This window comes from Cytophaga sp. FL35, from assembly GCF_014349235.1.
Taxonomy (GTDB): domain Bacteria; phylum Bacteroidota; class Bacteroidia; order Flavobacteriales; family Flavobacteriaceae; genus Euzebyella.
Window position 1 is genome coordinate 36,334 of sequence record NZ_JACSOH010000012.1, and the last position, 25,763, is coordinate 62,096.

Below are 25,763 nucleotides of genomic sequence, written 5' to 3' on the forward strand. Positions count from 1 at the left end.
CTGAGAGTACCTATGGTTTAAAGGTCAAAATAGGCTTTGGCGTTGTTATAGCAAATATCCTGTACCATTTTACCGATCCATTCCATATCATTGGGCAATTCGCCATTTTTAATATCTTCCCCAAAAAGATTACAAAGAATCCTTCGAAAATATTCGTGCCTTGGAAAGGAAAGGAAGCTACGGGAATCGGTCAACATACCAATAAAACAACTGATAAGCCCCATATTGGAAAGGGTGTTCATTTGCTCTTCCATACCGTCTTTCTGGTCTAAGAACCACCATCCAGAACCCCATTGTACTTTTCCACGTACGCTACCATCGTTAAAATTACCAATCATGGTTGCCATCATGGCATTGTCACTAGGATTCAGGTTATAAAGAATGGTTTTGGTAAGCTTGTCCTTACCATCCAAAGTATTCAAGAATTTAGAAATACTCTGCGCTTGTGGATAATCTCCAATAGAATCCCATCCGGTATCGGGGCCTAACTGGGCCAACATTCTCTTATTGTTATTTCTAAGGGCGCCCAAATGGAATTGCTGTACCCAACCGAATTCATGATAGGTTTCACACAAATACCATAAAAGAGCACTTTGAAACTTAGCATTTTCTTCTGCTGTAACATCGGCCCCACCACGTCTCTTCTCAAAAATGGACTTGATTTCAGAATCCGTATAATCTTCTGCAAACAAATGGTTTAGTCCATGATCACAAACACGGCATCCGTTTTCGTGAAAATGTTCAATTCGGTTACGCAGGGCATCACACAGGTCTTGGTAACTGGAGATGTTCATATCCGTCACCTTTTCAAGCTTTTCTATGTATGCATTATAACCACTATCTGAAATAACAATGGCCTTATCTGGTCTAAAGGCGGTACTCACTTTGGTACCAAAAGAACTTTTTGCCAATTGCTGATGATATTCCAACGTATCAGTTGGGTCCTCCGTTGTACAAAGTACGTCAACGTTCATTTTAGATATAAGTCCTCTACAACTATATTCCGGAGATCGTAATTTTTCTGATGTAGCATCAAAGATTGAGTCCGCATTCTTTTCGGAAAGCAAATCCGTAATACCAAAATAGCGGGTAAGTTCCATGTGAGTCCAATGATAAAGAGGGTTGCGCATGGTATAGGGTACGGTATAGGCCCATTGAGAAAATTTTTCTTTTGCGGTACCATTACCGGTAATGAATTTCTCATCTACCCCCAAGGTACGCATGGCCCTCCACTTGTAATGGTCCCCATCTATCCAAGCGGCCGTTATAGAATCAAAAACTGTATTCTCCGCTAAGGCCTTAGGCGATAAATGATTATGGTAATCGATTACAGGCATGTGTACGGCGAAGTCATGATAGAGCTCTTCAGCATACTTGCTTTGCAACAAAAAATTATCGTTTATTAAACTAGGTTGTTTTACCATATTTCAATTAATGTACTAATTTGATTTAGGATTAGCAGATTTTTATCCTTGTCATTCTTAAATCTGCAAGGATTTAAAAATAGAACTCTATTACCTTTTAAACAAGAAAAAAGAAAAAGAATACAAAGAGGCTTCGTAGCGTTCGTCGCTTAACTAAAATCTTTTTAAGAAAACTATAACGTCGCTTTTTTTTGGGTTTCCCTTGGTCGTTTTACATTCAGAAAAAAATATAACCATGGAAAATTTGAAAGAAAAAGTTGCTTATATAACTGGTGGCTCCAAAGGAATAGGTTTTGGGGTTGCGCAAAAATTGTTGGAAGCAGGAATGAAAGTGGCCATTAGCGGAAGAACCCTTCAAACGGTACAAAAAGCGGCTGCACAACTTGGTGATGATAGTAGGGTACTTGCCATATCTTCAGACGTATCCAAACTCAGGGATGAGGAGGAAGCCGTTAAAAAAATCATTGGAAAATGGGGGCAGATAGATGTGGTCATAGCAAATGCGGGAGTCGGTAATTTTGCTCCAGTCGATGAAATGACGGAAACGGAATGGCACCAGATGATCAACACCAACCTTAATGGGGTGTTTCATACCTTAAAAGCGTCTGTTGAAGCACTTAAAAAGTCGAAGGGATACTATATGACCTTGGCAAGCTTGGCCGGCACGAACTTTTTTGCAAATGGCGCAGGATATAATGCAACTAAATTTGGAGTAGTAGGCTTTACACAAGCGGCGATGTTAGACCTGCGAAAGTTTGACATTAAGGTAACTACTATTATGCCAGGTTCCGTAGCTACTCATTTTGCGGGTAACCAACCGGATGATAAGGATGCTTGGAAGATTCAACCGGAAGATATTGGACAGATGGTGGTGGACCTATTAGAAATTCACCCAAGAACGCTTCCTAGTAAAGTGGAAGTGCGGCCTAGCAGACCGGATAAAAAATAGAATAAAACAAAAAAGGCAGCTTTGCTGCCTTTTTTTATACTTCCTTTTCGAGGAGCGGAATTTCCGGATGGCAAATTTCTCGAATTAAAATGGCCAAATGCTCCTGAAAAATTCCCAATGTTTCAAGATTTATTTCCCTGTTTTTTGTCCTACTCCTGCTACTTTCCTTGGTAGCAAAACTCATAAGACCTGCCACCAAGTTTTTAAAGGAAACAATACCGGATTCCAAATTGTTGATACCTTCCGTTTTATGAAACATCAAGGCATAACAGAGAAGTTGAAAAGCTTTACTGTACTTATAATCCAGAATAATTTCTTCCCATTCCACAATCTCTACCTGTGAAGGAACCACTTTACCTGTTTTATAATCAATAATGCGAATAACTCCATCCATTTCATCAATACGGTCTAACTTTCCTTTTAAAGCAACTGGAAAATCAATTCCTGGAATTTCCAGGATGGTCTTCATACTTTTTTCCAGTCCTAAAATCTTGATTTTATGGTGTTCAAGTTCAGCAATTTCCATCGCAATAAAGTTCTCAACATACCGCACCACTACGTTAAAAGCGATTAAGTTTCGCCCTGTTGAAATATCGCCTCCCAAATAAGAATTGGAGAAGTGCTTTTGAACGGTCCCGTAAATGGAATTCTTTAGCCCGTTAAGCTTATCTATAGACAGATTCGAACCTATAAAAGGCGTATAAAGTTCTTCTAAGGTATCATGTACCACCGTGCCAAAGGTATTTGCGGCAATGGTTTCTTCCACTTCCAGAACATCATCGATACCCAAAAGATTACGTTTATAAAAATCTATGGGATTCCTTATGTAATTGGTTAGGGAAGTGGGGGAAAAGCCTTTGGTTGCATGTTCTTTAATTAATTTTAGCAAGTGTTGGTCTTTAATCACCTTTTCCTCTTTTTTAACCTGAGGCTGAATGATCGGTGCTGCAATAGACTCCGTCATAAACGGTTTCATATTGACATCCGTTAAAAGTTGATGTATCAACCTACTTCGCTCCCCCCCTTCAAGCACATCGGGCTCCGTATTATATAATATGAAGATATTCTTCGCCCTTTGAAGAAGCCTGTAGAAGTGGTAGGTATAAACAGCATCCTTCTCTTTGTAAGTAGGTAGACCCAACCTTACTTTTAAGTCAAATGGTATGAATGAATTATTGGATTTCCCTGAAGGAAGGATGCCTTCGTTCACTGAAGTGATAATGACCGTTTCATAATCCAAATTTCTACTCTCCAACATTCCCATAATCTGCAAACCTTCCAAAGGTTCACCTTGAAAATCCAAAGATTCAGCTCCCACTACTTCCCTAAAAAGCGATTGTAAAGATTTCAAATCGTTTACAAACTGATGGTCCTTGATAACGTCCCGTAATTGATTAAAGACCTTGTGAAATCTATAGAGGTATTCCATACCTAAGGAATCGTTCTTTTGTTGAAGTACTCCTTTCATTTGTAAGATGAGTGCTTGGCAATTTTCTATCCATTGAATTGGTGTTGGAGTATTATCCAAAAACAAAATTTCACTCAAATCACTGTTAACGAGATATCTAAGTTTTTGAGAACCTATGTAGGCGTAATTATTGGTTTTAAGATAGGACAACAAGCTGTTTACCTTATTTTCCTCTTCAAAATCCAAAGTCAGTTGAATATAGGGATGGGATAAAAACGACTCCAACAATCTATGAAACCAACCTTGGTCAGTTCTGTTTAAATAAAGATTTAAATATTGATCAAAAAGGGAAGCCATAGGGGTTTGAACCAAAGGATAGCCCATAGTGATGTTAACCCTTGAAATTTCTTCGGGAATTGAATTCAATAGGGGGTTCATTAAACTCTCATCACCCAATACAACTGCCGTTTTCTTTAAATCGATGGAAGTACCACTTTGAATTTCATTTAACAACTGCCCTACATATTTAGCCTGGGATATATTTTTTGGCACGCCAATGACTTTTATCGCTTTATTCTGAAGATAATTAGAACTAATTCCCTTCAATTCATTGTGCTCAAAATAAGACCACTCTTTTTTATGTTGGCGTATGAACAAACCTGCATCGTGTATCTCGTCATTAAGAAAATATACATCCAAATCCCAATAGATTCTTGCTTGGGCTTTCTTAAGTACCTCTTGTATAATGGTGCTTTCCGCAGTATTAAGAGCATTGAAACCTATAAAAACAAAATGGCTATCTGCGTTGGACTCCAAGTACCAACTTAATTTTTGACAAGCTATTCTATACACTAGTCCCTGATGGCCTAAATCGCTACTGAGTAACTTATCATTGAACCGATTATATAGCTTATCCAGATTATTCCAAAAACTTAGATAATCTTTCATCATTTCGGTTTTTTCGGCTTGAAGAGACCAATGATTCAACTCCTGAATTGCTGCTAAATTACCAAATAGGCTATTGGATTCTATTAGATACCTATCAATCTCATTAAAATCCTGCAAAAGAGTAGATGCCCATTTGGAAAAAGCAAAAAAGTCATCCTTTCGTTCCCAAGTTTGTTCTAGGTAAGCCTCATAAAGGGTAAATAACTGTTTTGTATGTGACGCAAATGAAAGCTCTGAAATTTCTTCTACAAAGCCCTCAATACTATAGATATCAGGAGAGAAAAAGGTAGCATTAGCCGTTTTAGCCAATATGGTCTTGAGAAAGGTTCCGGCCCTTTTGCTGGGCAGTACAAAAACGGTTTTATCTAAAGGAAGTTTACTGCTCCTTACTTCTTGGGCTACCTGTTCTAAAAAACTCTGCATAGTCCAAAAATAAAAAAGCCCCGACATTTATGTCGGGGCTTTTTAAATTATTTAGTAGGGTTGAATTACTTCACCAAGTTAATTTCAACTCTTCTGTTTTCTTTTCTACCGCTTCTTGTAGCATTAGAAGCGATTGGCTTATCCTCACCGTAACCGATAGCAGATAATCTGAACTCCTCAATTCCTTTGTCTACCAAGAATTCTTTCACAGAAAGAGCTCTAGACTCAGAAAGACTTTGGTTCAATTTCTGGCTACCTACGCTATCAGTGTGACCTTCAACTGTAAACTTAGCTGTTGGGTACTCTTTCAAGATAGTGATGATATCTACCATTACAGAAGTAGACTCAGCTTTGATAGAAGACTTACCAGTATCGAACAAGATAGTTCTAGCATAGTCGTTCAATTGCTTCTGTACCTCTTCAGTAACTTCAGGACAACCTTGGTTAGCTACAGTACCAGCAACGTCTGGACACTTGTCATCTTTGTCAAGAACACCGTCACCATCGCTATCTGGCCATGGGCAACCTTTGTTCTCGGCAGGACCAGCTTCTTTAGGACACTCATCGTCACCATCGGCAACACCGTCACCGTCAGCATCAGGACATCCAGCCAAGTTAGCTAGACCAGCAACATCTGGACACTTATCATCCTTGTCAGCAACACCGTCCCCATCTGAATCAGGACAACCGTTCATTTCAGCAGAACCAGCTTCGTTAGGACAAGCATCTTTGCTGTCTTCGATACCATCGCCGTCTGCATCTGGACAACCGTTGAAGGCCTCAAGACCAGCAACCTCTGGACATGCATCATCTTTGTCATACACACCGTCACCATCAGTATCAGTACCACCAAATTTAACAGCGATACCAGCAAGGTGCTGCCAGTGCTTAGCCAAATAATCTTCGAAAGCGTGCTTGTAAGTAGTTTGAACAGTTAAACCGATGTTATCAGTAAACCAGAAGTTGATACCAACACCACCATTAACAGTACCGGCGCCAATCTCGTCTACCCAAGTATAACCCCCACCTACTTCTACGAATGGGTCGATTACAGTTCCTTCAATAAAGTTATATTTTACAGTACCATCTATAGCGTAGTGAGAAAGATCGTCTACACTTGTATCTCCAAGCTTGTCAAGTTTGTTCAAAGAACCTCTGGCTCCTACGGAGAAACCGTTACCAACGTACTTTGATACACCAACGTAAGAGATAGAAGGAAGAATGTTCCAGTGGTCAGTAGCATTGAAAAGCTGACTACCGAAACCGCCATCGTCACCAGTTGGGTAGGTGTCTATGGCATTAACCCCAAAGCTAACCTGCCAAGGGTTATTCTCGTCTTGCGCTTGTATGCTGTTAGCCCCTACAACTAGTAGGACAACAACCAATAATTTGCTAAGATGTTTCATGTTCAAATTTTTAAGTTTAAGTGTTTATTAGCTGCAAATGTAAGTTGTTAAATATTATTAACAAAATCAATTTCCTATTTTTTTTAACGCTTTTTATGGGAAAAATAATGCATTTAAACGATTTTTAAAGCCTTGCCCACCTCCGTAAATGCTGCGATTGCGCGGTCTAAATGTCTAGTTTCATGAGCAGCAGAGAGTTGTACGCGAATTCTTGCTTTACCTTTAGGAACTACCGGATAAAAGAAACCGATAACGTAAATTCCCCTTTTTAAAAGTTGATTGGCCATCTCCTGTGCGAGCTTGGCATCATAAAGCATGATTGGTACAATAGCAGATTCCCCATCAATGATATCAAAACCGGCTTTTTTGACACCTTCCTTAAAATAATTAGTGTTTTCATGGAGCTTATCCCTTAGCGAAGTATCATTACGCAACAGGTCGAAAACTTTTATGGAAGCGCCAACAATAGCAGGCGCTAAGGAATTGCTGAATAAATAGGGCCTAGAACGCTGCCTCAACATTTCAATAATTTCCTTTTTCCCAGTGGTGTAACCGCCCATTGCACCACCCAGGGCCTTTCCTAAAGTTCCGGTAATAATGTCTATACGGTCCATGACCCCCTTTTCTTCCAATGTACCTTTACCAGTAGCACCAATAAAGCCAGTAGCATGACACTCATCTATCATGACCATAGCATCGTAAGCATCTGCCAAATCACAAATCTTATCTAATGGAGCGACCAACCCATCCATAGAAAAAACACCGTCCGTAACAATTATTTTGAACCTTGCATCATCTTCGTTGGCCTGCTTCAGTTGCTTTTCCAAATCTGCCATATCACTATTTGCATAGCGGTAACGTTTAGCCTTACATAAGCGCACCCCATCAATTATGGACGCGTGGTTCAAAGAATCTGAAATTATAGCATCTTCCGAGGTAAGCAAAGGTTCAAAGACCCCGCCATTGGCATCAAATGCGGCTGCATATAATATGGTGTCATCAGTGCCATAAAAATCAGCAATGGTTTTCTCAAGTTTTTTATGGATGTCTTGGGTACCGCAAATAAACCTGACCGATGACATTCCAAATCCGTGGGTATCCAAAGTATCTTTGGCAGCTTTTATAACTTCCGGATGGGAGGAAAGCCCTAAATAATTGTTGGCACAAAAGTTTATTACTTCCGTCCCATCGGCTAATTGGATATCCGCACCCTGCATAGAGGTTATGATACGCTCCTCTTTGAAAAGCCCGTCTTCCTTTATTTGTGATAATTCTTCCTGTAGATGGTCTTTAATCTTCCCGTACATATTATATAGGTGTTTTTCAACTAATTTGTTGTAATGAATAAGATATTTTTTGAACTGATTGGGTTCTTTTCAAATGTAAAAAATATCTATCATGTAAATAAAAACAGAACTTATGAAGTCAAAACTATTAGGATTAGCGTCTACATTGGTACGCAGCAGAAAATACACACTAGCCTTGGTAGGGGCACAATTTGCATACTTAGGTTATAAATACATCAAGGATAAAAAGAAAAATAAATCCAAGGGTTAAACAAATTCCGGTTTTACGGTATCATTGATGTAAACCAAGATTTTATGGGTTACCTCAAGCCCCATTTCTTGAAGGGCATCGGCATAGGAATAAATCTGTTCTGTATATTTTGGATTTCTTTTACCAGTCTTATAATCGATGAGAACAGCTTTTTTACCTTCTATAACAACACGATCCGGTCTCAAAATAGTTCCGGTTGAGGTAATCACATCTTTTTCGTTCATATAAACCTTCCCTTTACTATAATAAGGTTGTAGACTGGGATGTTGCATAACTGCCAGTAGTTCCTGTTCAATTCTTGAGACCTCATCTTGATTTACAACTCCGGTTGCAATGGATTTTTTTAGCGCACTCTCTATATCATCCTTCGTTTCTATGAGCCCCAGAACATGATGAATCTGATTTCCCTTGGCTCTAGCCTCTTCCACTTCTGTATCCCAAAGTGACCCAGATTGCGTTAATATTTTAAAAGCATCGCGTTCTTTAAAGGTGTAGGCGAAATCTACATGGTTCTCCCTGGATATTGTAGGCTCCCTTGTATTCATATCCAAAAAGCCAAGATCATAATGTCTCTTTGACTCACTCCATAGATTCTTACTTTTAAGAAAATGAATGAAAAGTCCGGAATAATACTCAGGTTTTTCCTGACCTGATTTATCAAGGTCCAACTCACTTATAATATACAGCCCCTTCTCAGCTCTGGTCAAAGCCACATAGAGTACATTGAAGGAATCGAGTTCCATTAAATGTTCTTCTTGATGGTATAGGTCCTCTGCATCTTGACCATATTCCGTAAGTTCCTTCTTTTCATTGACCAACACCTCCTCAAAACCTTTAACAAAATCAGACGCCACCGGAAGCCACATTTTCTTACCTCCTATCCGTTTATAAATATGCTCATTGGCAAAGGGAAAAATAACAAAAGGAAATTCCAGTCCTTTGGACTTATGAACGGTCATAATCCTAACTGCATCCAAATTTTCGGGAGCAGTTACGCTTAATCTTTCCTTTCTTTTTTCCCAATTATCCAAAAAAGAATAGATGCCAGTGCCTTCCTTTTTTTCAATATCAAAAACTTCATCAAGGAAAAACGACAAATATGCATCGGATGATTCCGCGAGCTTGAATTGTTTAATGGCCCATTCCACCCCGTCATAAACAGAAATACGGGACAATTTTTTAATATCAAAATCATAGCCATCAACAAATAAGCCCTCAACTTTATCCAAGTTAGCATATAAATAAGAATGGCCCTTATCTTCTCTACTACCGAGAAACTTCACTAGTTCATAAGCCACCTCACTATTTTGTGGGTCAATCGCAAAACGTAAAAGATTTACTAGAAAACGCACCTTATCGCTACTCACTAATAATAAACTTTCCGAGGATATAGTAGGAATGTCATTTTGGGTCAAGAAATCTGCAAGGAAAACCCCATGTCTATTGCTTCGTACCAATATACAAATATCATGGAGGCTATAGCCCTTATCCGTAATTTCCCCTATTCTGTTTATAACCTCTTTTCCGAAAACTTCTTCCTTTAAAAAACCTTCCTCTTCCTCAATAAAACTAATATTTACATGTCCTCCCTTTTTAAAATTGGTCTTCTGTTTATTGCCCTCTTCAAAAAGAGCACGATATAATTGATTATTCAAAAACGGGCTCGTGATGGTGAAAAAGTCATTATTAAAGTTGATAACCTCCTCATGGCTACGATAGTTTACGGGAAGGTTGTAGGTTGATGGTTCAATTACAAAAGGATTAGTCCTTAGCCCCACTAAATTTAAAAACTGCTCTGCCCTACCACCTCTCCAGCGATAGATGGCCTGTTTGGCATCCCCCACCAAAAAGATGGAGCCGCTTTTACCTTGTGCATCCATACTTTCCATGGCATTGCCCATCAATGGTATAAGGTTGCCCCATTGGGACAAAGAGGTATCTTGAAATTCATCTATAAAATAATGCCGGTATTTTTCTCCCAAGCGTTCATAAATAAAAGGAGCTGGTTGATTTTTAATTTCTTTGGATATAAGCTCGTTAAACTCGGAAATTAAAAGTAGATCACGGTCCTTTTGCAAGGCCTTCACTTCCTTTCTTATAGAATTCAATACGGTAAGTGGAACCACATTACCATATATATTTTTGGAAAATTGAAGTTGATAATAATACTTTTTGACACCTAAAAATCCCTTGCTGAAAGTTGGATGCAAATCATCTAAAGTGGCTTTAATATTTTCAGGCGCAGATTTATTGTACAACGCGGTGGATTCAAAATTCTGTTTCCAACCCGCATCAAAATTTAGATTTAAATTGCCGTTTGCTATCCCTTCAATAAATTTTGGAAAGTAGCCTCTAGTGAAATCTGAAAACTCCAAGCCGGTTTTATCAATTAAGCTTAAAATATTTTTGGCCGTGGAAATTAATTTCTCCTCTAGTAGCTTTTGATTTCTGCGTAACTCCGATTTTAACTCAAGAAAATCATCGATGCTCTTGTTTTTAAGTTTTTCAAGATGTCCGGAATGGTTTTCATTAAAAATGAGCTTTCCAATATTAAATAAGTCTTGGGAAATGTCCCAGCTCTTATCATCATCTATTTTCTCTAGAGCAAAATCCAACAATACCTTTGTAATCTTTTCATCCGTTCCAGCCCTTTGCAACAATTTGCCAACAGCTTCATCTAGCAATAAATCCGTTTCTAGAACCACTTCAAAATTCTGTGGAATGCCCAAATCCTTTGCAAAAGTTCTTATTATTCTATGGGTAAACTTGTCTATGGTTGAGATATCAAAAAAAGCGTAATTATGAAGTATCTCCTTAAGGGTTACGGCCGACCTATTTTTAAGTTCTTCTTCTGTTGTTGAAAGCTCCGCTTGCACCTCTTTGAACAAGTTAGCAGATGAACCTTGGCTACCATTTGTGGCAAAATCCTCCAAACTCCGTAAAATCCGGGATTTCATTTCATTTACGGCCTTATTGGTGAAGGTAATTGCCAATATTTTCCTATAGCCACCTTTGGATCCTAAAACAATTTTAAGGTACTCTTTTGTAAGTGTATAGGTCTTTCCCGAACCGGCCGATGCATTGTATATTTTATACGGAATATCTTCCAAGTGCTTTTTTACGCAAAATAAGGATTCTAAAAGAGTTCTTAACAAATAATTAAGGTATTTTGACTGTTAAAAACCGTACTTTTCAGTTTACTAAATAATAATCTAAAAACATAAGTAAAATGGCTTTTGAATTACCAAAATTACCCTATGCTTACGACGCGCTAGAACCACATATTGACGCTCGTACCATGGAGATACATCATACGAAGCACCATAACGGATATACTACAAAACTTAACGGTGCCATAGAAGGAACAGATTTGGCTGGCAAGTCCATAGAAGAAATTCTAGAGAACCTTGACTTAAGCAATAGTGCCGTAAGAAACAACGGTGGAGGTTTCTATAACCATAGACTTTTTTGGGAAGTAATGTCTCCTAATGGAGGTGGAGAACCAACTGGCGAATTGGCAGATGCCATCAACGATGCCTTTGGTTCTTTCGATGCTTTTAAAGAAAAGTTTAGTAGTGCCGCGGGCGGACAATTTGGTTCTGGTTGGGCATGGTTATGTGTTCACAAAGGTGGAAAAGTAGAGGTTTGCAGTACCCCCAACCAAGATAATCCCTTAATGCCAGGAGTTGGTTGCGAAGGATTACCTATTTTAGGTTTGGATGTCTGGGAACACGCTTACTATCTCAATTACCAGAACAAAAGACCCGAATACGTCAGTGCATTTTTCAATGTAATTAATTGGGATAAAGTTTCTGAACTGTATGCTTCAGGTAAATAAATAAATCTTCTTGAAAAGAATGCCGTTAGATTAATTTCTACCGGCTTTTTTTTTTGCTAATGTAAAGCAGCTATTTGTTTCTAAAACAGCGAATATTAAAAATAGAAAAGGGCGGAGAAATCTCCACCCTTTTCGTCCCAAATCTTACCATAAACTTAACCTACTTATGCTATGGCAAGACTAAAATACTGGTATTGTGGGAAATAAAAAAAGAATTTTAAGAAATTTTAATGCATTTTGTTAACATATTGGGTCGCTTTTACCCATAACATGGTGAAATAGTGATAATTCTATAAAATAAAAAGGCGGAGCAATGCTCCGCCTTTTCCCCAAATCTTACCATGAACTTAACCTACTTATGCTATGGTCCTCCAAATATAAAGCGAATAAGTAGCGGCGAAAAAGGTATTGGATAAACGTACAAATACATGGTCAAAATACCATTTTTAGCAATTGACGGACGTTAGCAAAAAAATATACGAATATAACAGATGGTTGAGAAAAATGCTTCGATCGACTGAAAAGTAAAAAATAAAAAGGCGGAGCATTGCTCCGCCTTTTCCCCAAATCTTACCATGAACTTAACCTACTTATGCTATGGTCCTCCAAATATAGAGCGACATGCGTTGGGGCTAAAAGTTCTTTGTCAAATGACCTATAAATAAGATGAACTACTCTAAAGTCAAAAATGTGCTTCAGAAAAATTATAGCAAGGTTCTAAGTCCTTGAAAATAAAAAAGGTGGAGAAGACTCCACCTTTTTTGCCCCAAATCTTACCATGAACTTAACCTACTTATGCTATGGCAAGTTTAAAATTATAGGGTGGTAGTTCTCCTACAATCAAAAAGCCGTTAAACGACTTAGATGATCGACAAACTACCCTCGTTCATGCTTTTTATCGATAAAAAGGGTTAGTACGCCCTTTCGTTTTTACCTTCATAAAAATTGATAAAGGCCTTATTGACCACTCTATTACCACCAGGTGTAGGGTAATCTCCCGTAAAATACCAATCGCCCAAGTTCTTAGGACAAGCCTGATGTAAATTATCTATATTTTGGTAAATAATCTGTACTTCAGCATTAATACCTTCGGGACTCAACAACTCTCCTATTTTCTGCGAGATTTCCTCATCTGTAAAAGGGGCATAAAACTCCTTAACGTAATTAACCACCTCTGTATCCTTTGAAGAAACTTGCTGAATACATTTATCATATATGTCATCCACTACGTTCATGGTCAACCTTTCTTTATGAAGTGCCAAGGCAGCTTTAAAAGCCACGAAATCTTCCAGCTTGGCCATATCGATCCCATAGCAATCAGGATATCTAATTTGCGGAGCGGAAGACACCACCACAATTTTCTTAGGAGAAAGTCGATCCAAAATTCGAAGGATACTTCTTTTTAAAGTTGTGCCGCGAACGATACTATCATCTATAATTACCAGATTATCACCCTTTTTTACAGACCCGTAAGAAATATCATATACGTGGGTTACCAAATCATCCCTTCCACTGTCCTGAGCAATAAAAGTCCTCAACTTGGCATCCTTGATTGCCACCTTTTCAATCCTAGGTCTAATGGATAAAATATTATGTAATTCTTCGCTGGTGATTTTTGGTCCTAATTCTAGAATCTGCTCTTCCTTTTTCTTGTTAAGATAGTTTTGAGCTTCTTTGACCATACCAAAAAAGGAAGTTTCAGCCGTATTTGGTATATACGAAAACACGGTGTTTTTCATATCATGGTCAATGGACTTCAAGATTTGAGGAAACAACAATCTACCTAATTCTTTACGCTCTTGGTAAATTTCCTTATCACTTCCCCTAGAAAAATAGATCCGTTCAAAAGAACAAGCTTTGCGCTCTACGGGAGTAATGATTTCTTTGATGGATACGCTTCCGTTTTTCTTGATGATGATAGCGTTACCGGGATCCAGCTCCACTACGTCTTCATATTTTACATTAAAAACTGTTTGTATGGCCGGTCTTTCCGAAGCAACTACCACCACTTCATCATCTTGATAATAATACGCTGGCCTAATGCCTGCCGGATCCCTGAGTACAAAGGCGTCTCCATGACCTAATAATCCTGCCATGGCATAGCCACCGTCCCAATTTTTAGAGGCCCGCTTAAGTATTTTATTAAGTTTTAATCTTTCTGCAATCAAGGGAGAAGCTTCCTGTTTCGTATACCCTTCCTTTTTTATCTGCTTGTATAATTTGGCAACGGCATCATCTAAAAAATGACCTATCTTTTCCATTACCGTCACCGTATCTGCCATCTCCTTAGGATGTTGGCCCAGCTGCACCAAATTATCAAAGAGTTCGTGCACATTGGTCATGTTAAAGTTACCGGCAACGATTAGATTACGGTGCATCCAGTTATTTTGGCGCAGGAAAGGGTGCACACTTTCAATACTGTTCTTTCCAAAAGTTCCATATCTAACGTGGCCAAGCAAAACTTCCCCAATATAAGGTATGTGCTTTTTCTGTAAGGCAACATCATCTTGGTATTCTGGGAATTCCGTTAGCGTATTATTTATTCGGTCGTTTATTTGGGCAAAAATATCTTGAATGGGTTGTTGGGCACAAGAACGCACCCTGCTCATATACCGCTCTCCTGGGTCTACATCCAACTTAATACTGGCAAAGCCGGCGCCATCCTGCCCACGGTTGTGCTGCTTTTCCATCATCAAATACATTTTGTTCACCCCATAAAATGCGGTCCCGTATTTCTCCTTATAATACTCTAATGGTTTAAGTAGACGAATTACCGAAATACCACATTCGTGTTTTATAGCATCACTCATTACACTATCCTTTCTCTATTAAAAAAGCCCCTGTTTAGATAGGGGCATGTGTTACTTTAATTCTATATCAAATTGGGTGAGGGCCTTGAACTCAAGCAACCTTCTGCTCACCTCTTCTTTTTTTAAATCCTTCATTCGTTCGGTTCCAAATCGCTCTACACAAAAAGAGGCTAAATTGGACCCATGGATAACAGCATTTTTCATATTCTTGAAAGATAGGTTGTCCGTCGCGGCCAAATATCCGGTAAAGCCGCCGGCAAATGTGTCACCGGCCCCAGTAGGGTCAAATACTTCTTCCAAAGGCAGGGCGGGCGCAAAGAATACATTTTCATCATGAAATAACAGTGCCCCATGCTCCCCTTTTTTAATGACCACATATTTAGGACCCATTTCTTGGATTGCCGCTGCAGCCTTTACCAATGAATATTCTTCGGTCAACTGTCGTGCCTCTTCATCGTTGATGGTTATAACGTCTATGTGCTTAATGACCTCTTTCAGTTCTTGAAGAGTATTATCCATCCAAAAATTCATGGTATCCAAAACAATAAGTTTTGGTGGCTTTTCCATCTGATTAATTACACTTAACTGAACGGATGGGTGCAAATTACCCAACATGACCACTTCTGCATCCTTAAAATGATCGGGAACCTTTGGTTGAAAATCGGCCAACGTATTTAATTCGGTAATTAGGGTATCCCTACTGTTTAAGTCGTTATGGTATTTTCCTTTCCAATAAAAGGTCTTGCCTCCTTTTACTATTTCCACACCTTCAAGATCTATATTCTTGGCCCTTAATGAATCTAGGTACGCATCTGGCAGGTCATCACCAACAACGGACACTATACCGGATTCTACCTGAAATTGTGAGGCTGCCAGCCCAATAAAAGTTGCGGCACCGCCCAATACCCTCCCTGTTTTTCCAAAAGGGGTCTCAATCTCGTCAATGGCAACGGTTCCTACAATTAAAAGTTTACCCATAAGGTTTTGCAATTTTGCTGCAAATATAAGCTTTTGCAAAGCGAATATACCCTCTGGCGGATATCAAATAATAAAATTCGGTAAACGGGATGTTATCGGTAAGAAATAGTAAAATTTATCTTGTATCTACTCCATGTTTAAGCAAAGCTTTTTGGTGGTTGATGGTTTCAAATAGATAGTTTGTAGTTAAAAGTTACTAGAGCCTGCATAACATATGGAATCCACGTAAAAGACCATGACCTATTTAGGCTTTTCTAGGAAATCAAGCTGTTTTCATAGAAGGGAGCAGGCGCCTGCCTACAAAGGAAGGTGTACTAAGAGCATTTTGCCCACACAAAAGCGTTCTGGGCGATGCGGGTAAATTTGAAAAAAGATTAAATCCGCTTAGCGTTTTTTGGTTCATTTTTTGGGCAATGCAAAAAAGATCGTATTACTTCATGTCCCCCGTTACTCCTCCCTTGTGGTGAATTAGGGGTTTAAAAAAGAGTTAAATTTTACTTTCTTCCAAAATCAGCCGGAATTTCACCCCAAACCTTGGTTTCCCATTTAACCACCGGGGTACCATAAGAATTAGTCTTAAGCCATTCCACGGCCCTTCTAATCATCACAAAAAGTTCTTTATTCTTGGCGTTTTCTTCCAATTTGGTATTGCAATTTTTCTTGCGTACCCAACTCATTGCGGTTCGGCTATCAGTATAAATGATACGGTCACTATTATTCTTTTTTAAATAGGCCAACCCATGTACAATGGCCAAAAACTCACCAATGTTGTTGGTTCCTTGTTGAAACGGACCTTGTTTAAAGAGCTTTTTACCTGTTTTGGTATCTACCCCTTGGTATTCCATAACCCCAGGATTTCCACTAGAGGCGGCATCAACGGAAATGGAATTGTAATTGGGAGTTCCGCATTTTAGGGCATCGGCTGCGGAAAGTTTAGCGGGCTGCTTTTTCTTTCCCTTATAATCGGAATAATTGCCATTATATGCCTTTTTTGCTTCGGCAAAACTGCCAAAAGACTTGTACTGCGCACCCTTAAAACCATCTATGGCGGCCTTACAGTCTTTCCAAGTATCGTATATGCCGGGGTGTTTACCCTTCCAAACAGTATAGAATTTTTCCTTTTTTGCCATTTAACCTTCTTTCAACAATTGCTCTATTACCTTTGGGAAAAATTCATACTCCAGGTCATGTACTTTAGTTGCAATGCTTTCAGGTGTGTCTTCACCGGTAAGAGTTGTTTTTGCCTGTTGAATAATGGCGCCCTCATCATAATGTTCATTTACGTAATGTATAGTAATACCGGTTTCCGTTTCGGCATTTTCCTTCACGGCCTTATGAACATGGGCTCCGTACATGCCCTTCCCCCCATACTTAGGTAGCAATGCCGGATGAATATTGATTATTTTCTGAGGAAAGGCATCAATAAGGTCCTGAGGTATTTTCCAAAGAAAGCCAGCCAGAACAACTAAATCAGGTTGCAAGTTTTTTAGAATCGAGCAAACAAGACCTGTATTGTAAAATGAATGCCTGTTAAAATAAAGAGCATTGATCTTTAAACGGTTGCACCTGTCAATGACCTGAGCATCCCGTTTATTGGTAAAAACGCAGCTAATCTCTACCCTTGGATTATTTTGAAAATAATTGAAAATGTTCTCGACGTTTGAACCGGAACCAGATGCGAATAGTACAATTTTCTTGGTCTCCACAAATACCTTACTTAAGAAGTTTATCTATTTACAATGCAAATTACCATATTTTTTATGGTATCTGGGCATGTTAAAACACTTAAGATTGGAGATGAGGCTAATGCTATAATCGTTAAAAATAATTGCAAGTAAAGTAATACCTGTATTTTTAATTTTAGTAATTTAGAAGACATTTTATCGGCAAATGGTGTAATTCAACTAAAGTTTTTTATTTTTGCCAACAATTTAAATTTAAAACCAATTTTATTATGTCAGACATTGCATCAAGAGTAAAGGCTATCATCGTTGATAAATTAGGTGTAGATGAAAACGAAGTTGTAACGGAAGCTAGCTTTACAAACGACCTAGGGGCAGATTCTTTGGATACAGTGGAATTGATTATGGAGTTCGAAAAAGAATTTGATATCCAAATCCCAGACGATCAAGCTGAGAATATCGCAACAGTTGGCCAAGCCATTAGTTATATAGAAGAAGCGAAGTAATCTTTAATGATTCTTTAAATAGAGAATTCAAAATTATCCATGCGGTAACCTTATCGCATGGATAATTTTTTTTAATTTACGGTTGGCTTAAATCAAAACGAAAAATTAAGTTCAATGCAATTAAAGCGAGTAGTGGTTACCGGTCTAGGAGCATTAACGCCTATTGGTAACAATATTGAGGAGTATTGGGAAGGTCTGAAAACCGGTAAAAGTGGTTCGGCGCCCGTAACTTATTACGATACTGAAAAATTCAAGGTAAAATTTGCCTGTGAACTTAAAAACTTTAATGCCGAGGATCACTTTGATCGCAAGGAAGCTCGCAAATTGGACAGGTTTGCACAGTATGCCCTTGTTTCTTCTGATGAGGCCATTGCAGATTCTGGCCTGGAGCTAGAAAATTTGGATAAATTTAGGGTAGGTGTAATCTGGGGAGCCGGAATTGGTGGTCTAGAAACTTTTCAAAATGAGGTAATGAATTTTGCCGAAGGAAACGGTACACCACGATTTAACCCATTTTTCATTCCTAAAATGATTGCCGACATTGCTCCCGGACATATTTCTATCAAGCATGGATTTATGGGGCCTAACTATACTACGGTATCGGCCTGTGCTTCTTCTGCCAATGCCATTATAGATGCCTTGAACTATATACGTTTAGGCCATTGTGATGTAGTAGTAACAGGTGGTAGTGAAGCTGCCGTTACTATTGCGGGTATGGGCGGTTTTGGAGCCATGCATGCACTCTCAACCAGAAATGAAAGCCCTGAAACAGCATCAAGGCCTTTTGATGCTACTAGAGACGGATTTGTTTTAGGCGAAGGGGCCGGAGCTCTTATCCTTGAGGAATACGAGCATGCCAAGGCAAGAGGGGCAAAAATTTATGCGGAAGTAGCCGGTGGTGGACTTTCCAGTGATGCATACCATATGACGGCTCCACATCCTGATGGTATTGGGGTTGTACGTGTTATGGAAAATTGCTTGAGAGACGCAGGTTTAAAACCCGAAGATGTAGATGCCATCAATACCCACGGCACTTCTACACCCTTAGGTGACGTTGCGGAACTCAAGGCCATAAGTGAGGTATTTGGTGACCACGCGCCAAACATCAACATCAACTCTACCAAATCCATGACAGGTCACTTATTGGGTGCGGCAGGTGCCATTGAAGCCATTGCCTCCATTTTGGCGATGAAACATAGTTTGGTCCCGCCTACCATTAACCATGAGGTGGTAGACGAAAATATAGACCCTAGCCTCAACCTTACATTGAACAAGGCACAAGAAAGGGAGGTCAATGTAGCACTGAGCAATACATTTGGTTTTGGCGGACACAATGCTTGCGTTATCTTCAAAAAAATAAGCGAGTAATTCCCATGGGTTTTCCTTCCAATATATTCAATTCCCATTCCAAAAAGGATGGGGATTTTTTTTTGGGGATGACCAAAATTTTGGGGTTCAAACCCAAAAACCTTGAGATCTATAAACGGGCTTTTCTACACAGGTCGGCTAACAAAAAAGATAAAAATGGTGCGCCCATGAACTACGAAAGACTTGAGTTTTTGGGAGACTCTATGCTTGGGACCATTATCTCCAGACATCTGTATGACCAAGTTCCCGAAGGTGATGAGGGTTACCTAACCAAAATGCGCTCTAAAATTGTAAGTAGAAAGCATTTGAACGAACTTGGAAAAGACTTGGGACTTATTTCTTTTGTTCAAAGTCGCATCCCAAAATCCCACTTTGGAGAAAATATCCATGGTAATGTTTTTGAAGCCTTGGTAGGAGCCATTTACCTTGACCGCGGTTATAAATATTGTGAAAAATTCATTGCCCAACGGGTTATTGAACCGTATGTGGATATTGAGCAATTAGAGGGTAAGGTCATTAGTTACAAAAGCCTTATTATTGAATGGTGCCAAAAACAGAAAAAAACGTTTGATTACAACGTTTATGAAGACACCGGAAATGACACTCTTAAACATTTTGCCGTAAAATTAAGTATTGGTGGCAGGGTAATGGCAAAGGCCAGAGCTACCTCCAAGAAAAAAGCGGAGGAAAGAGCCTCAAAAAGGGCTTATTATGCACTTCAAGATAAGATGGAAAAGTCTTAAAAATACCGGCCAAAGTAACTAAAACGTTATAGATTATCTATTTTTAGCTTTAGACTGTTCATACCTAGGCGTTGTGTCGTATTAATAGTATATTTGCTCCTTTCCGTGCTTATGGTGGCAGTACATAAAATTTCGGCGGACTTTTACGAAGATTCTTTCGATTTAATTGCATTGCACAGTAGTCTTGAGGATTATGCCATAGCTTACGCCTTAAACCTTACGCTTAAAGCTTCCTTTAGAAGAAGGCGCAAGGATCTTGATATTTCAACCCATACTACGGTTCCAATTTTTGAATGGAAGGATGATATTAACGACAGGTACTGGACATTTTTTCCAAACAATTGCTTAAAAGAAGACCAGACCGCTAGAACGGATCTTTTTAGCAATGAGCCTGTGTATTCCAATTTTACAATGGTTCCGGAACATAAGGATGTAGACTATTTTCTTAAGCTAGAGCAAGATGAATTTAATGACACGGATGAACTATTAAAATCATTGTTGGCCGTACCCCAAATTATAACGGCCTACAAAATTGATATAAACAAACTAAAATCTAAAAACAACTTAATTTTTTGAACCAATGCCTAACAAAAAAAAGACTAAAATAGTAGCTACGCTAGGCCCGGCGACAAGCAAAAAAGAGGTATTACGAGATATGATAGAGGCTGGTGTAGATGTCTTTCGTATCAACTTTTCACATGCAAACTATGATGATGTTTCCGAGAGAATAAATATGATTCGTGAGCTCAATGAAGAATTGGGCACATATTCTTCTATTTTGGCAGATTTACAAGGACCCAAGCTACGTGTTGGGGTTATGGCCGGCGAGGTGGTTGTTGATCCAGGAGATGAGATTACCTTCATGACCGGAGATCCTTTTGAGGGTACCAGTGAAAAAGTGTATATGAACTACGCCACTTTTCCAAGGGATGTAAAGCCCGGTGAGCGCATTTTGTTGGATGATGGTAAGTTAATTTTTGAAGTTCTTTCTACAAACGGGGAAGATGAAGTAAAGGCAAAGGTAGTACAGGGTGGACCCTTAAAATCCAAGAAGGGTGTTAATCTACCTAACACTAATATTTCCTTGCCGGCGTTAACGGAGAAGGACATCAACGATGCCATTTTCGCTATTTCTAAAAATGTAGACTGGATCGCGCTATCCTTTGTGCGTTTTAGCCAAGATTTGATCGATCTTCAAAACTTGATCAAGGAGCATTCAGACGAAAAAATTCCAATTATAGCTAAAATTGAAAAGCCAGAGGCGGTTGAAAATATTGATAAAATTGTTGCCTATTGTGATGGTTTAATGGTTGCTCGTGGGGATTTAGGAGTTGAGGTTCCTGCTCAAGAAGTTCCGTTGATCCAAAAACAATTGGTTCTGAGGGCGAAAAAAGCCCGAATTCCAGTAATTATCGCTACTCAGATGATGGAAACCATGATTACTTCTCTGACCCCAACAAGGGCGGAAGTAAATGATGTTGCCAACTCTGTTATGGATGGCGCCGATGCCGTTATGCTTTCCGGAGAAACTTCCGTTGGAAATTATCCAGTTCAGGTAATCAATAAAATGGCGAGTATTTTACAAAGTGTGGAAGGTTCGGAATTAATCAAAGTTCCACATGATCCACCACACATTAAGACAAAAAGATACATTACCAAATCTATTTGTTACCATGCAGCACTTATGGCCAATGAAATCAAGGCAAAAGCCATTTCAACATTGACCAATAGTGGTTACACGGCATTCCAAATTTCGGCTTGGAGACCAAGTGCCCATATTTTAGTGTTTACCTCAAACAAAAGGATTCTTACCCAACTGAATCTACTGTGGGGTGTTAGGGCATTTTATTACGATAGGTACGTAACAACGGATGAGACCATTGAGGATGTGAATAAAATTGCCTGCCAGAAGGGCTATTTAGAAGAAGGTGATATGCTCATTAGCCTCGCCGCCATGCCAATCAAGGAAAAAGGTATGGTAAACACCTTAAGGGTAACGGAAATTGATAGTTGCTCCCTATAAAGGCAGCTAGGCAACTTCCTTTTCAAAGGCTATAAAGTTGACCAGCTTTCCTTTTTTATTAAATATAGGCTCTCCCTTGATCCAACAAGAATAGGGGGAGCCATTTTTTTTGTAGTTGGTAATGGTCTCTTCAAAAGTCACTTCATTTATAATGGAATTTCTAATTCTAGCTTTGACCGATTCACTTGTTAGTGCACCCTGAAACATACTCGGTTTTTTACCAATAACTTCATCTCTTTCAAAACCGGACATCCGCTTAATGTTGTCCGTGGCATACACAATTTCCAACTCAGTATTGGTAACCACTATTACACGATCCAAATCAATATTAGAGGGCCTAATAGCTTTATAATTTTTCCATTTGACTTCTTTTGCCAGTTGCTTGAGTTCTTCCTCGTTCTTAAAATAATCCCTGAACAATTGAAAATGTACACTGGACATATCCCAAGATGACAATGGTGCCGCCGTTATTTTTCTATTCTTAAAGAAAGCCATTATAGCTTTATCATAGTGGGATATCTCTCTCATACCGTGAACTTTGTTTAAACTAAGTTAATAATTTTTAAACGATTTATTGTGACAGTAAGATGTAGCTACAAAAAAAAGCCCCATTGGGGCTCTCATACTCTTTACAAATAAAATGTTAGTTGGCTGTTTCTAAGCTATTGGTTTCCAAATGGTTTACTCTTTCAATTTCATCTGTAAGATCTTCTAATTCAGATTCTACACTACATGAAAACGTTGTTAGGGAAAAAAATGCCAAAAGGGCAAGCTTGATAAAAAATTGTTTCATATTCTAATGATTTGGGGGTACAAAACGTTTTCAAGAAAACTTAGGAGCTTACTATTTATTGTAAAAATTCGTTCAACGGTTTAAAAGCCATGACCTAAAGACCATTTATCGGCTTTAGCTAAACTTTAATCAATTTTTAAGAGTTGAAATTGGTACAAAACTGTGATAATGCTAGCTTTGCTGAATTTAATTTTACTGTTATCATAGATTTTATAATAGCTGTTTTGTGGAGTTTATCGCCCTTTGGTGAAGCCAAGGTGGGAATCCCATATGGAATGCTCAACGGACACAATATCTACCTTGTTTTCATTGCCTGCTTTGCGGCCAATGTACTTGTTTTTCCTATTATGATATTCTTCTTGGAAAAGATTAACAAGTATTTCTTACGTTGGTTTTTTTATAAGAAATCGGCCATTTACGTTGCTAGACGTGCCAAAACGGGATCAGGGGGTAAAATCCAAAAATATGGCTTTTGGGGTCTTATTCTTTTTGTAATGATTCCATTGCCGGGTACAGGCGTTTATGCTGGGAGCATTGCAACCTATCTTTTTAGAATTGAAAAAAGCAAAGCTTTTTGGGCCAATACCATAGGCATATTCTTATCATCTGTAATCGTTTGGACGGCTACTTATTTGTCCATGAAAGGAACGGGACAAGTGTAAGCCGCCTATTTTATTTCTAAAACAGTGATATTTTTATCCCTGAAGGATATTTGATTTCCTATCTCCTTCCCCAATAATAATTTTCCTATAGGTGTGGCAGCGGATATACAGAATACACTTAATTCTGAATTTTTAAATTCCCCCGCAGAAACGGACAAATAATAATTACCCGCGTTGGTAAAAACCAAACTCCCCAATACCACTTTATTAGAGTCACCGGTCTTTACTATGCGTGATACAATCTGGAGCATTCGCTCTGCCTCTGCCAATTGAGCACCCAACTTTTCCCTCTCTAGCTGAATCATGGCCCTACCGGTCTCGTGTTTGTCACCAGCAGAGCTTTTGGTTTCACTTTGTAATGATTCCTCAATTTCATCTATTGAGCTTGTAATACGAGAAATTCTACTCTTTACAAATTCTGTACAAAACCTAAAAAGCTCTTCTTTTAACGTATTCATCAATTAGTGTGAATCACGTTCCACTTTAGAGCCGGAACCTCCAACTAGAAAATTTAAATCCGCACCCTTATCCGCTTGTTCCACATGGTCTATGTACAACTTTACATAGCCTCTATCCGCTCTGGGTTCAGGTGCTTTCCAAGACTGTTTTCTTTTATGTAATTCCTCCTCTGAAACCAATAACTCCAAACTTCTTTTTTCCACATCCAAAGAAATCATATCCCCATTTTCAACCAATGCCAAAGTGCCACCTACTGATGATTCTGGGGAAACATGAAGTATTACGGTGCCTCCAGCGGTACCGCTCATCCTACCATCTGAGATGCGAACCATATCCCTCACCCCTTTCTTGATCAATTTAGCAGGCAGGTCTACATTACCTACCTCCGGCATTCCCGGATATCCTTTAGGACCCACTCCTTTTAAAACAATGACGCTATTTTCATCAATTTCAAGATGAGGATCATCTATGCGTTCATGGTAGTCTTCCATTGTTTCAAAAACTACTGCCTTACCCGTATGCCTCATTAGATGTAATGAAGCCGCGGAGGGCTTGATAACGGAGCCGTTTTCGCACAGATTTCCTTTCAAAACCGCAATTCCAGCTTCTTTTTTTAAGGGACTTTCCAAGGTACGTATCACGTCTTCTTCATAACAAACGGCATCCTTATAATTCTCCGCCATTGTGGCCCCATTTACAGTAATAACCTCCTTATGCAGCAAGGGCATCAAGTTCTTCAAAACCACAGGAAGACCACCTGCATAGTAGAAATCTTCCATTAGGTATTTCCCGGACGGTTTTAAATTGACCAGCAAAGGTATCTTGCTTCCATATATATCAAAGTCCTCCAACCTTAAATCAACGCCAATACGGCCCGCTATGGCCGTTAAATGAATAATAAGGTTGGTAGAGCCGCCAACCCCGGAGTTGGTTACAATAGCATTTTCAAATGCCTCTCTAGTAAGTATTTTTGATAGAGTTAAATCTTCCTTGACCATTTCTACAATACGTCTGCCGGAAAGCTGCGCGAACATTTTCTTTCTGGCGTCAGCAGCCGGAATAGAAGAAAATCCGGGCAGTGTTAAGCCCAAGGCTTCTACCATAGTTGCCATAGTTGAAGCTGTTCCCATCGTATTGCAATGACCGATACTTCTGGCCAAGCAGACTTCCGCTTCCCTAAAGTCCGCATCCGTAAAGGCTTCATTGTTCTGCTTTTCCTTCACCATCCAATTCATGGATCCAGAACCTATTTGCTCGCCTCTAAAACGCCCACTCAACATAGGGCCTCCTGGAACTACGATGGTGGGTAAATCTACACTACAGGCCCCCATTAAAGTAGATGGAGTAGTTTTATCGCATCCGGTTAAAAGAACTATCCCATCCAAGGGATTGGCCCTAATGGATTCCTCAGTATCCATACTGGCCAAATTTCTAAATAACATGGTGGTGGGCTTCATAATGGTCTCGCCCAAACTCATCACAGGGAATTCCATAGGAAAACCTCCTGCCTCCAAAATGCCCCTTTTTACGACTTCGGCAAATTGCCTTAAGTGACCATTACAAGGCGTTAAATCGGACCATGTATTACAGATGCCAATGACAGGCTTTCCCTCAAAATAATCATCAGGATACCCTTGATTTCGCAACCACGAACGGTGTACAAAATTCATTTTTTTATTATCACTATTGAACCATTCTGAACTGCGAAGCTTTTTCTTTTTGGACATGTAGTTTTAGTTGGTGTTACAAACGATTAAAATAGCGATTCTCAACAACAGAAGCAATC

At 39.1% G+C, this 25,763-nt stretch carries 22 protein-coding genes; 9 read left to right on the plus strand and 13 right to left on the minus strand.

Annotated elements, in window-relative coordinates:
• Positions 1–17 precede the first annotated feature (17 nt).
• Entirely contained in the window at positions 18–1,424 is a 1,407-nt protein-coding gene (uxaC, locus tag BIZ36_RS11250; RefSeq protein WP_187458009.1) for a glucuronate isomerase, read from the minus strand.
• A 235-nt stretch (positions 1,425–1,659) separates the two neighbouring features.
• Here uxaC and BIZ36_RS11255 point away from each other — a divergent pair, with 235 nt between their 5' ends.
• Complete coding sequence (locus BIZ36_RS11255; RefSeq protein WP_187458010.1) at positions 1,660–2,373, plus strand: SDR family oxidoreductase; 714 nt, start codon at positions 1,660–1,662, stop codon at positions 2,371–2,373.
• A gap of 34 nt (positions 2,374–2,407) precedes the next feature.
• Here BIZ36_RS11255 and BIZ36_RS11260 read toward each other — a convergent pair whose 3' ends face one another.
• The 3 genes from BIZ36_RS11260 to kbl all read right to left on the minus strand — a co-directional run bounded on the left by BIZ36_RS11260 (position 2,408) and on the right by kbl (position 7,865).
• Complete coding sequence (locus BIZ36_RS11260; RefSeq protein ID WP_187458011.1) at positions 2,408–5,152, minus strand: PD-(D/E)XK nuclease family protein; 2,745 nt, start codon at positions 5,150–5,152, stop codon at positions 2,408–2,410.
• Between the two features lie 65 nt (positions 5,153–5,217).
• On the minus strand, positions 5,218–6,558 hold the full coding sequence (locus BIZ36_RS11265; protein WP_187458012.1) for an OmpA family protein: 1,341 nt from the start codon (positions 6,556–6,558) through the stop codon (positions 5,218–5,220).
• A 113-nt stretch (positions 6,559–6,671) separates the two neighbouring features.
• Positions 6,672–7,865: a glycine C-acetyltransferase gene (gene kbl, locus BIZ36_RS11270; protein WP_187458013.1), complete on the minus strand. Its 1,194-nt coding sequence runs from the start codon at positions 7,863–7,865 to the stop codon at positions 6,672–6,674.
• Positions 7,866–7,977: 112 nt separating this feature from the next.
• Between kbl and BIZ36_RS11275 the strand changes: the two genes are divergently transcribed.
• Positions 7,978–8,115, plus strand: coding sequence for a hypothetical protein (locus tag BIZ36_RS11275; RefSeq protein WP_187458014.1), 138 nt, complete (start codon positions 7,978–7,980; stop codon positions 8,113–8,115).
• On the opposite strand, the gene BIZ36_RS11280 is transcribed toward BIZ36_RS11275, so the two are convergent.
• A complete protein-coding gene (locus tag BIZ36_RS11280; protein WP_222937357.1) occupies positions 8,112–11,270 on the minus strand; it encodes a UvrD-helicase domain-containing protein in 3,159 nt (1,052 codons plus the stop codon). The two genes, BIZ36_RS11275 and BIZ36_RS11280, sit on opposite strands and share 4 nt — an antisense overlap.
• A gap of 74 nt (positions 11,271–11,344) precedes the next feature.
• Here BIZ36_RS11280 and BIZ36_RS11285 point away from each other — a divergent pair, with 74 nt between their 5' ends.
• Positions 11,345–11,953: a superoxide dismutase gene (locus tag BIZ36_RS11285; RefSeq protein ID WP_187458015.1), complete on the plus strand. Its 609-nt coding sequence runs from the start codon at positions 11,345–11,347 to the stop codon at positions 11,951–11,953.
• 911 nt (positions 11,954–12,864) lie between these two features.
• Here the strand turns inward: BIZ36_RS11285 and BIZ36_RS11290 are convergent.
• The 4 genes from BIZ36_RS11290 to purN all read right to left on the minus strand — a co-directional run bounded on the left by BIZ36_RS11290 (position 12,865) and on the right by purN (position 17,447).
• The gene (locus BIZ36_RS11290; RefSeq protein WP_187458016.1) at positions 12,865–14,763 is read right to left on the minus strand and encodes an amidophosphoribosyltransferase; all 1,899 of its coding nucleotides are present in this window, start codon (positions 14,761–14,763) and stop codon (positions 12,865–12,867) included.
• A gap of 51 nt (positions 14,764–14,814) precedes the next feature.
• Positions 14,815–15,741 (minus strand): PfkB family carbohydrate kinase, encoded by a 927-nt coding sequence (locus BIZ36_RS11295; protein WP_187458017.1) that lies wholly within the window; start codon positions 15,739–15,741, stop codon positions 14,815–14,817.
• Positions 15,742–16,235: 494 nt separating this feature from the next.
• Entirely contained in the window at positions 16,236–16,871 is a 636-nt protein-coding gene (locus tag BIZ36_RS11300; RefSeq protein ID WP_187458018.1) for a ribonuclease H1 domain-containing protein, read from the minus strand.
• The gene (gene purN, locus BIZ36_RS11305; RefSeq protein WP_187458019.1) at positions 16,872–17,447 is read right to left on the minus strand and encodes a phosphoribosylglycinamide formyltransferase; all 576 of its coding nucleotides are present in this window, start codon (positions 17,445–17,447) and stop codon (positions 16,872–16,874) included.
• A 248-nt stretch (positions 17,448–17,695) separates the two neighbouring features.
• On the opposite strand from purN, the gene BIZ36_RS11310 reads away from it, so the two are divergent.
• From BIZ36_RS11310 to pyk, 5 genes are all read left to right on the plus strand, one after another.
• A complete protein-coding gene (locus BIZ36_RS11310; RefSeq protein WP_008269813.1) occupies positions 17,696–17,929 on the plus strand; it encodes an acyl carrier protein in 234 nt (77 codons plus the stop codon).
• 114 nt (positions 17,930–18,043) lie between these two features.
• Positions 18,044–19,297 (plus strand): beta-ketoacyl-ACP synthase II, encoded by a 1,254-nt coding sequence (gene fabF, locus BIZ36_RS11315; RefSeq protein ID WP_187458020.1) that lies wholly within the window; start codon positions 18,044–18,046, stop codon positions 19,295–19,297.
• A 68-nt stretch (positions 19,298–19,365) separates the two neighbouring features.
• Positions 19,366–20,040, plus strand: coding sequence for a ribonuclease III (rnc, locus tag BIZ36_RS11320; protein WP_286174712.1), 675 nt, complete (start codon positions 19,366–19,368; stop codon positions 20,038–20,040).
• Between the two features lie 111 nt (positions 20,041–20,151).
• Positions 20,152–20,616 (plus strand): IPExxxVDY family protein, encoded by a 465-nt coding sequence (locus tag BIZ36_RS11325; protein WP_187458022.1) that lies wholly within the window; start codon positions 20,152–20,154, stop codon positions 20,614–20,616.
• A 4-nt stretch (positions 20,617–20,620) separates the two neighbouring features.
• The gene (gene pyk / locus BIZ36_RS11330) at positions 20,621–22,063 is read left to right on the plus strand and encodes a pyruvate kinase (RefSeq protein ID WP_187458023.1); all 1,443 of its coding nucleotides are present in this window, start codon (positions 20,621–20,623) and stop codon (positions 22,061–22,063) included.
• Positions 22,064–22,069: 6 nt separating this feature from the next.
• On the opposite strand, the gene BIZ36_RS11335 is transcribed toward pyk, so the two are convergent.
• Positions 22,070–22,591: a PAS domain-containing protein gene (locus BIZ36_RS11335; RefSeq protein WP_187458024.1), complete on the minus strand. Its 522-nt coding sequence runs from the start codon at positions 22,589–22,591 to the stop codon at positions 22,070–22,072.
• Positions 22,592–22,706: 115 nt separating this feature from the next.
• Positions 22,707–22,856 carry a hypothetical protein gene (locus tag BIZ36_RS11340; RefSeq protein WP_187458025.1) on the minus strand — a complete coding sequence of 50 codons (150 nt, stop codon included), beginning with the start codon at positions 22,854–22,856 and terminating at the stop codon, positions 22,707–22,709.
• A 143-nt stretch (positions 22,857–22,999) separates the two neighbouring features.
• On the opposite strand from BIZ36_RS11340, the gene BIZ36_RS11345 reads away from it, so the two are divergent.
• Positions 23,000–23,518, plus strand: coding sequence for a COG2426 family protein (locus tag BIZ36_RS11345; RefSeq protein ID WP_286174706.1), 519 nt, complete (start codon positions 23,000–23,002; stop codon positions 23,516–23,518).
• Between the two features lie 5 nt (positions 23,519–23,523).
• On the opposite strand, the gene BIZ36_RS11350 is transcribed toward BIZ36_RS11345, so the two are convergent.
• Both BIZ36_RS11350 and BIZ36_RS11355 read right to left on the minus strand, forming a co-directional pair.
• Positions 23,524–23,976, minus strand: coding sequence for a 3-oxoacyl-ACP synthase (locus BIZ36_RS11350; RefSeq protein WP_187458026.1), 453 nt, complete (start codon positions 23,974–23,976; stop codon positions 23,524–23,526).
• Between the two features lie 3 nt (positions 23,977–23,979).
• Positions 23,980–25,704 (minus strand): IlvD/Edd family dehydratase, encoded by a 1,725-nt coding sequence (locus BIZ36_RS11355; protein WP_187458027.1) that lies wholly within the window; start codon positions 25,702–25,704, stop codon positions 23,980–23,982.
• Between the last annotated feature and the right edge of the window lie 59 nt (positions 25,705–25,763).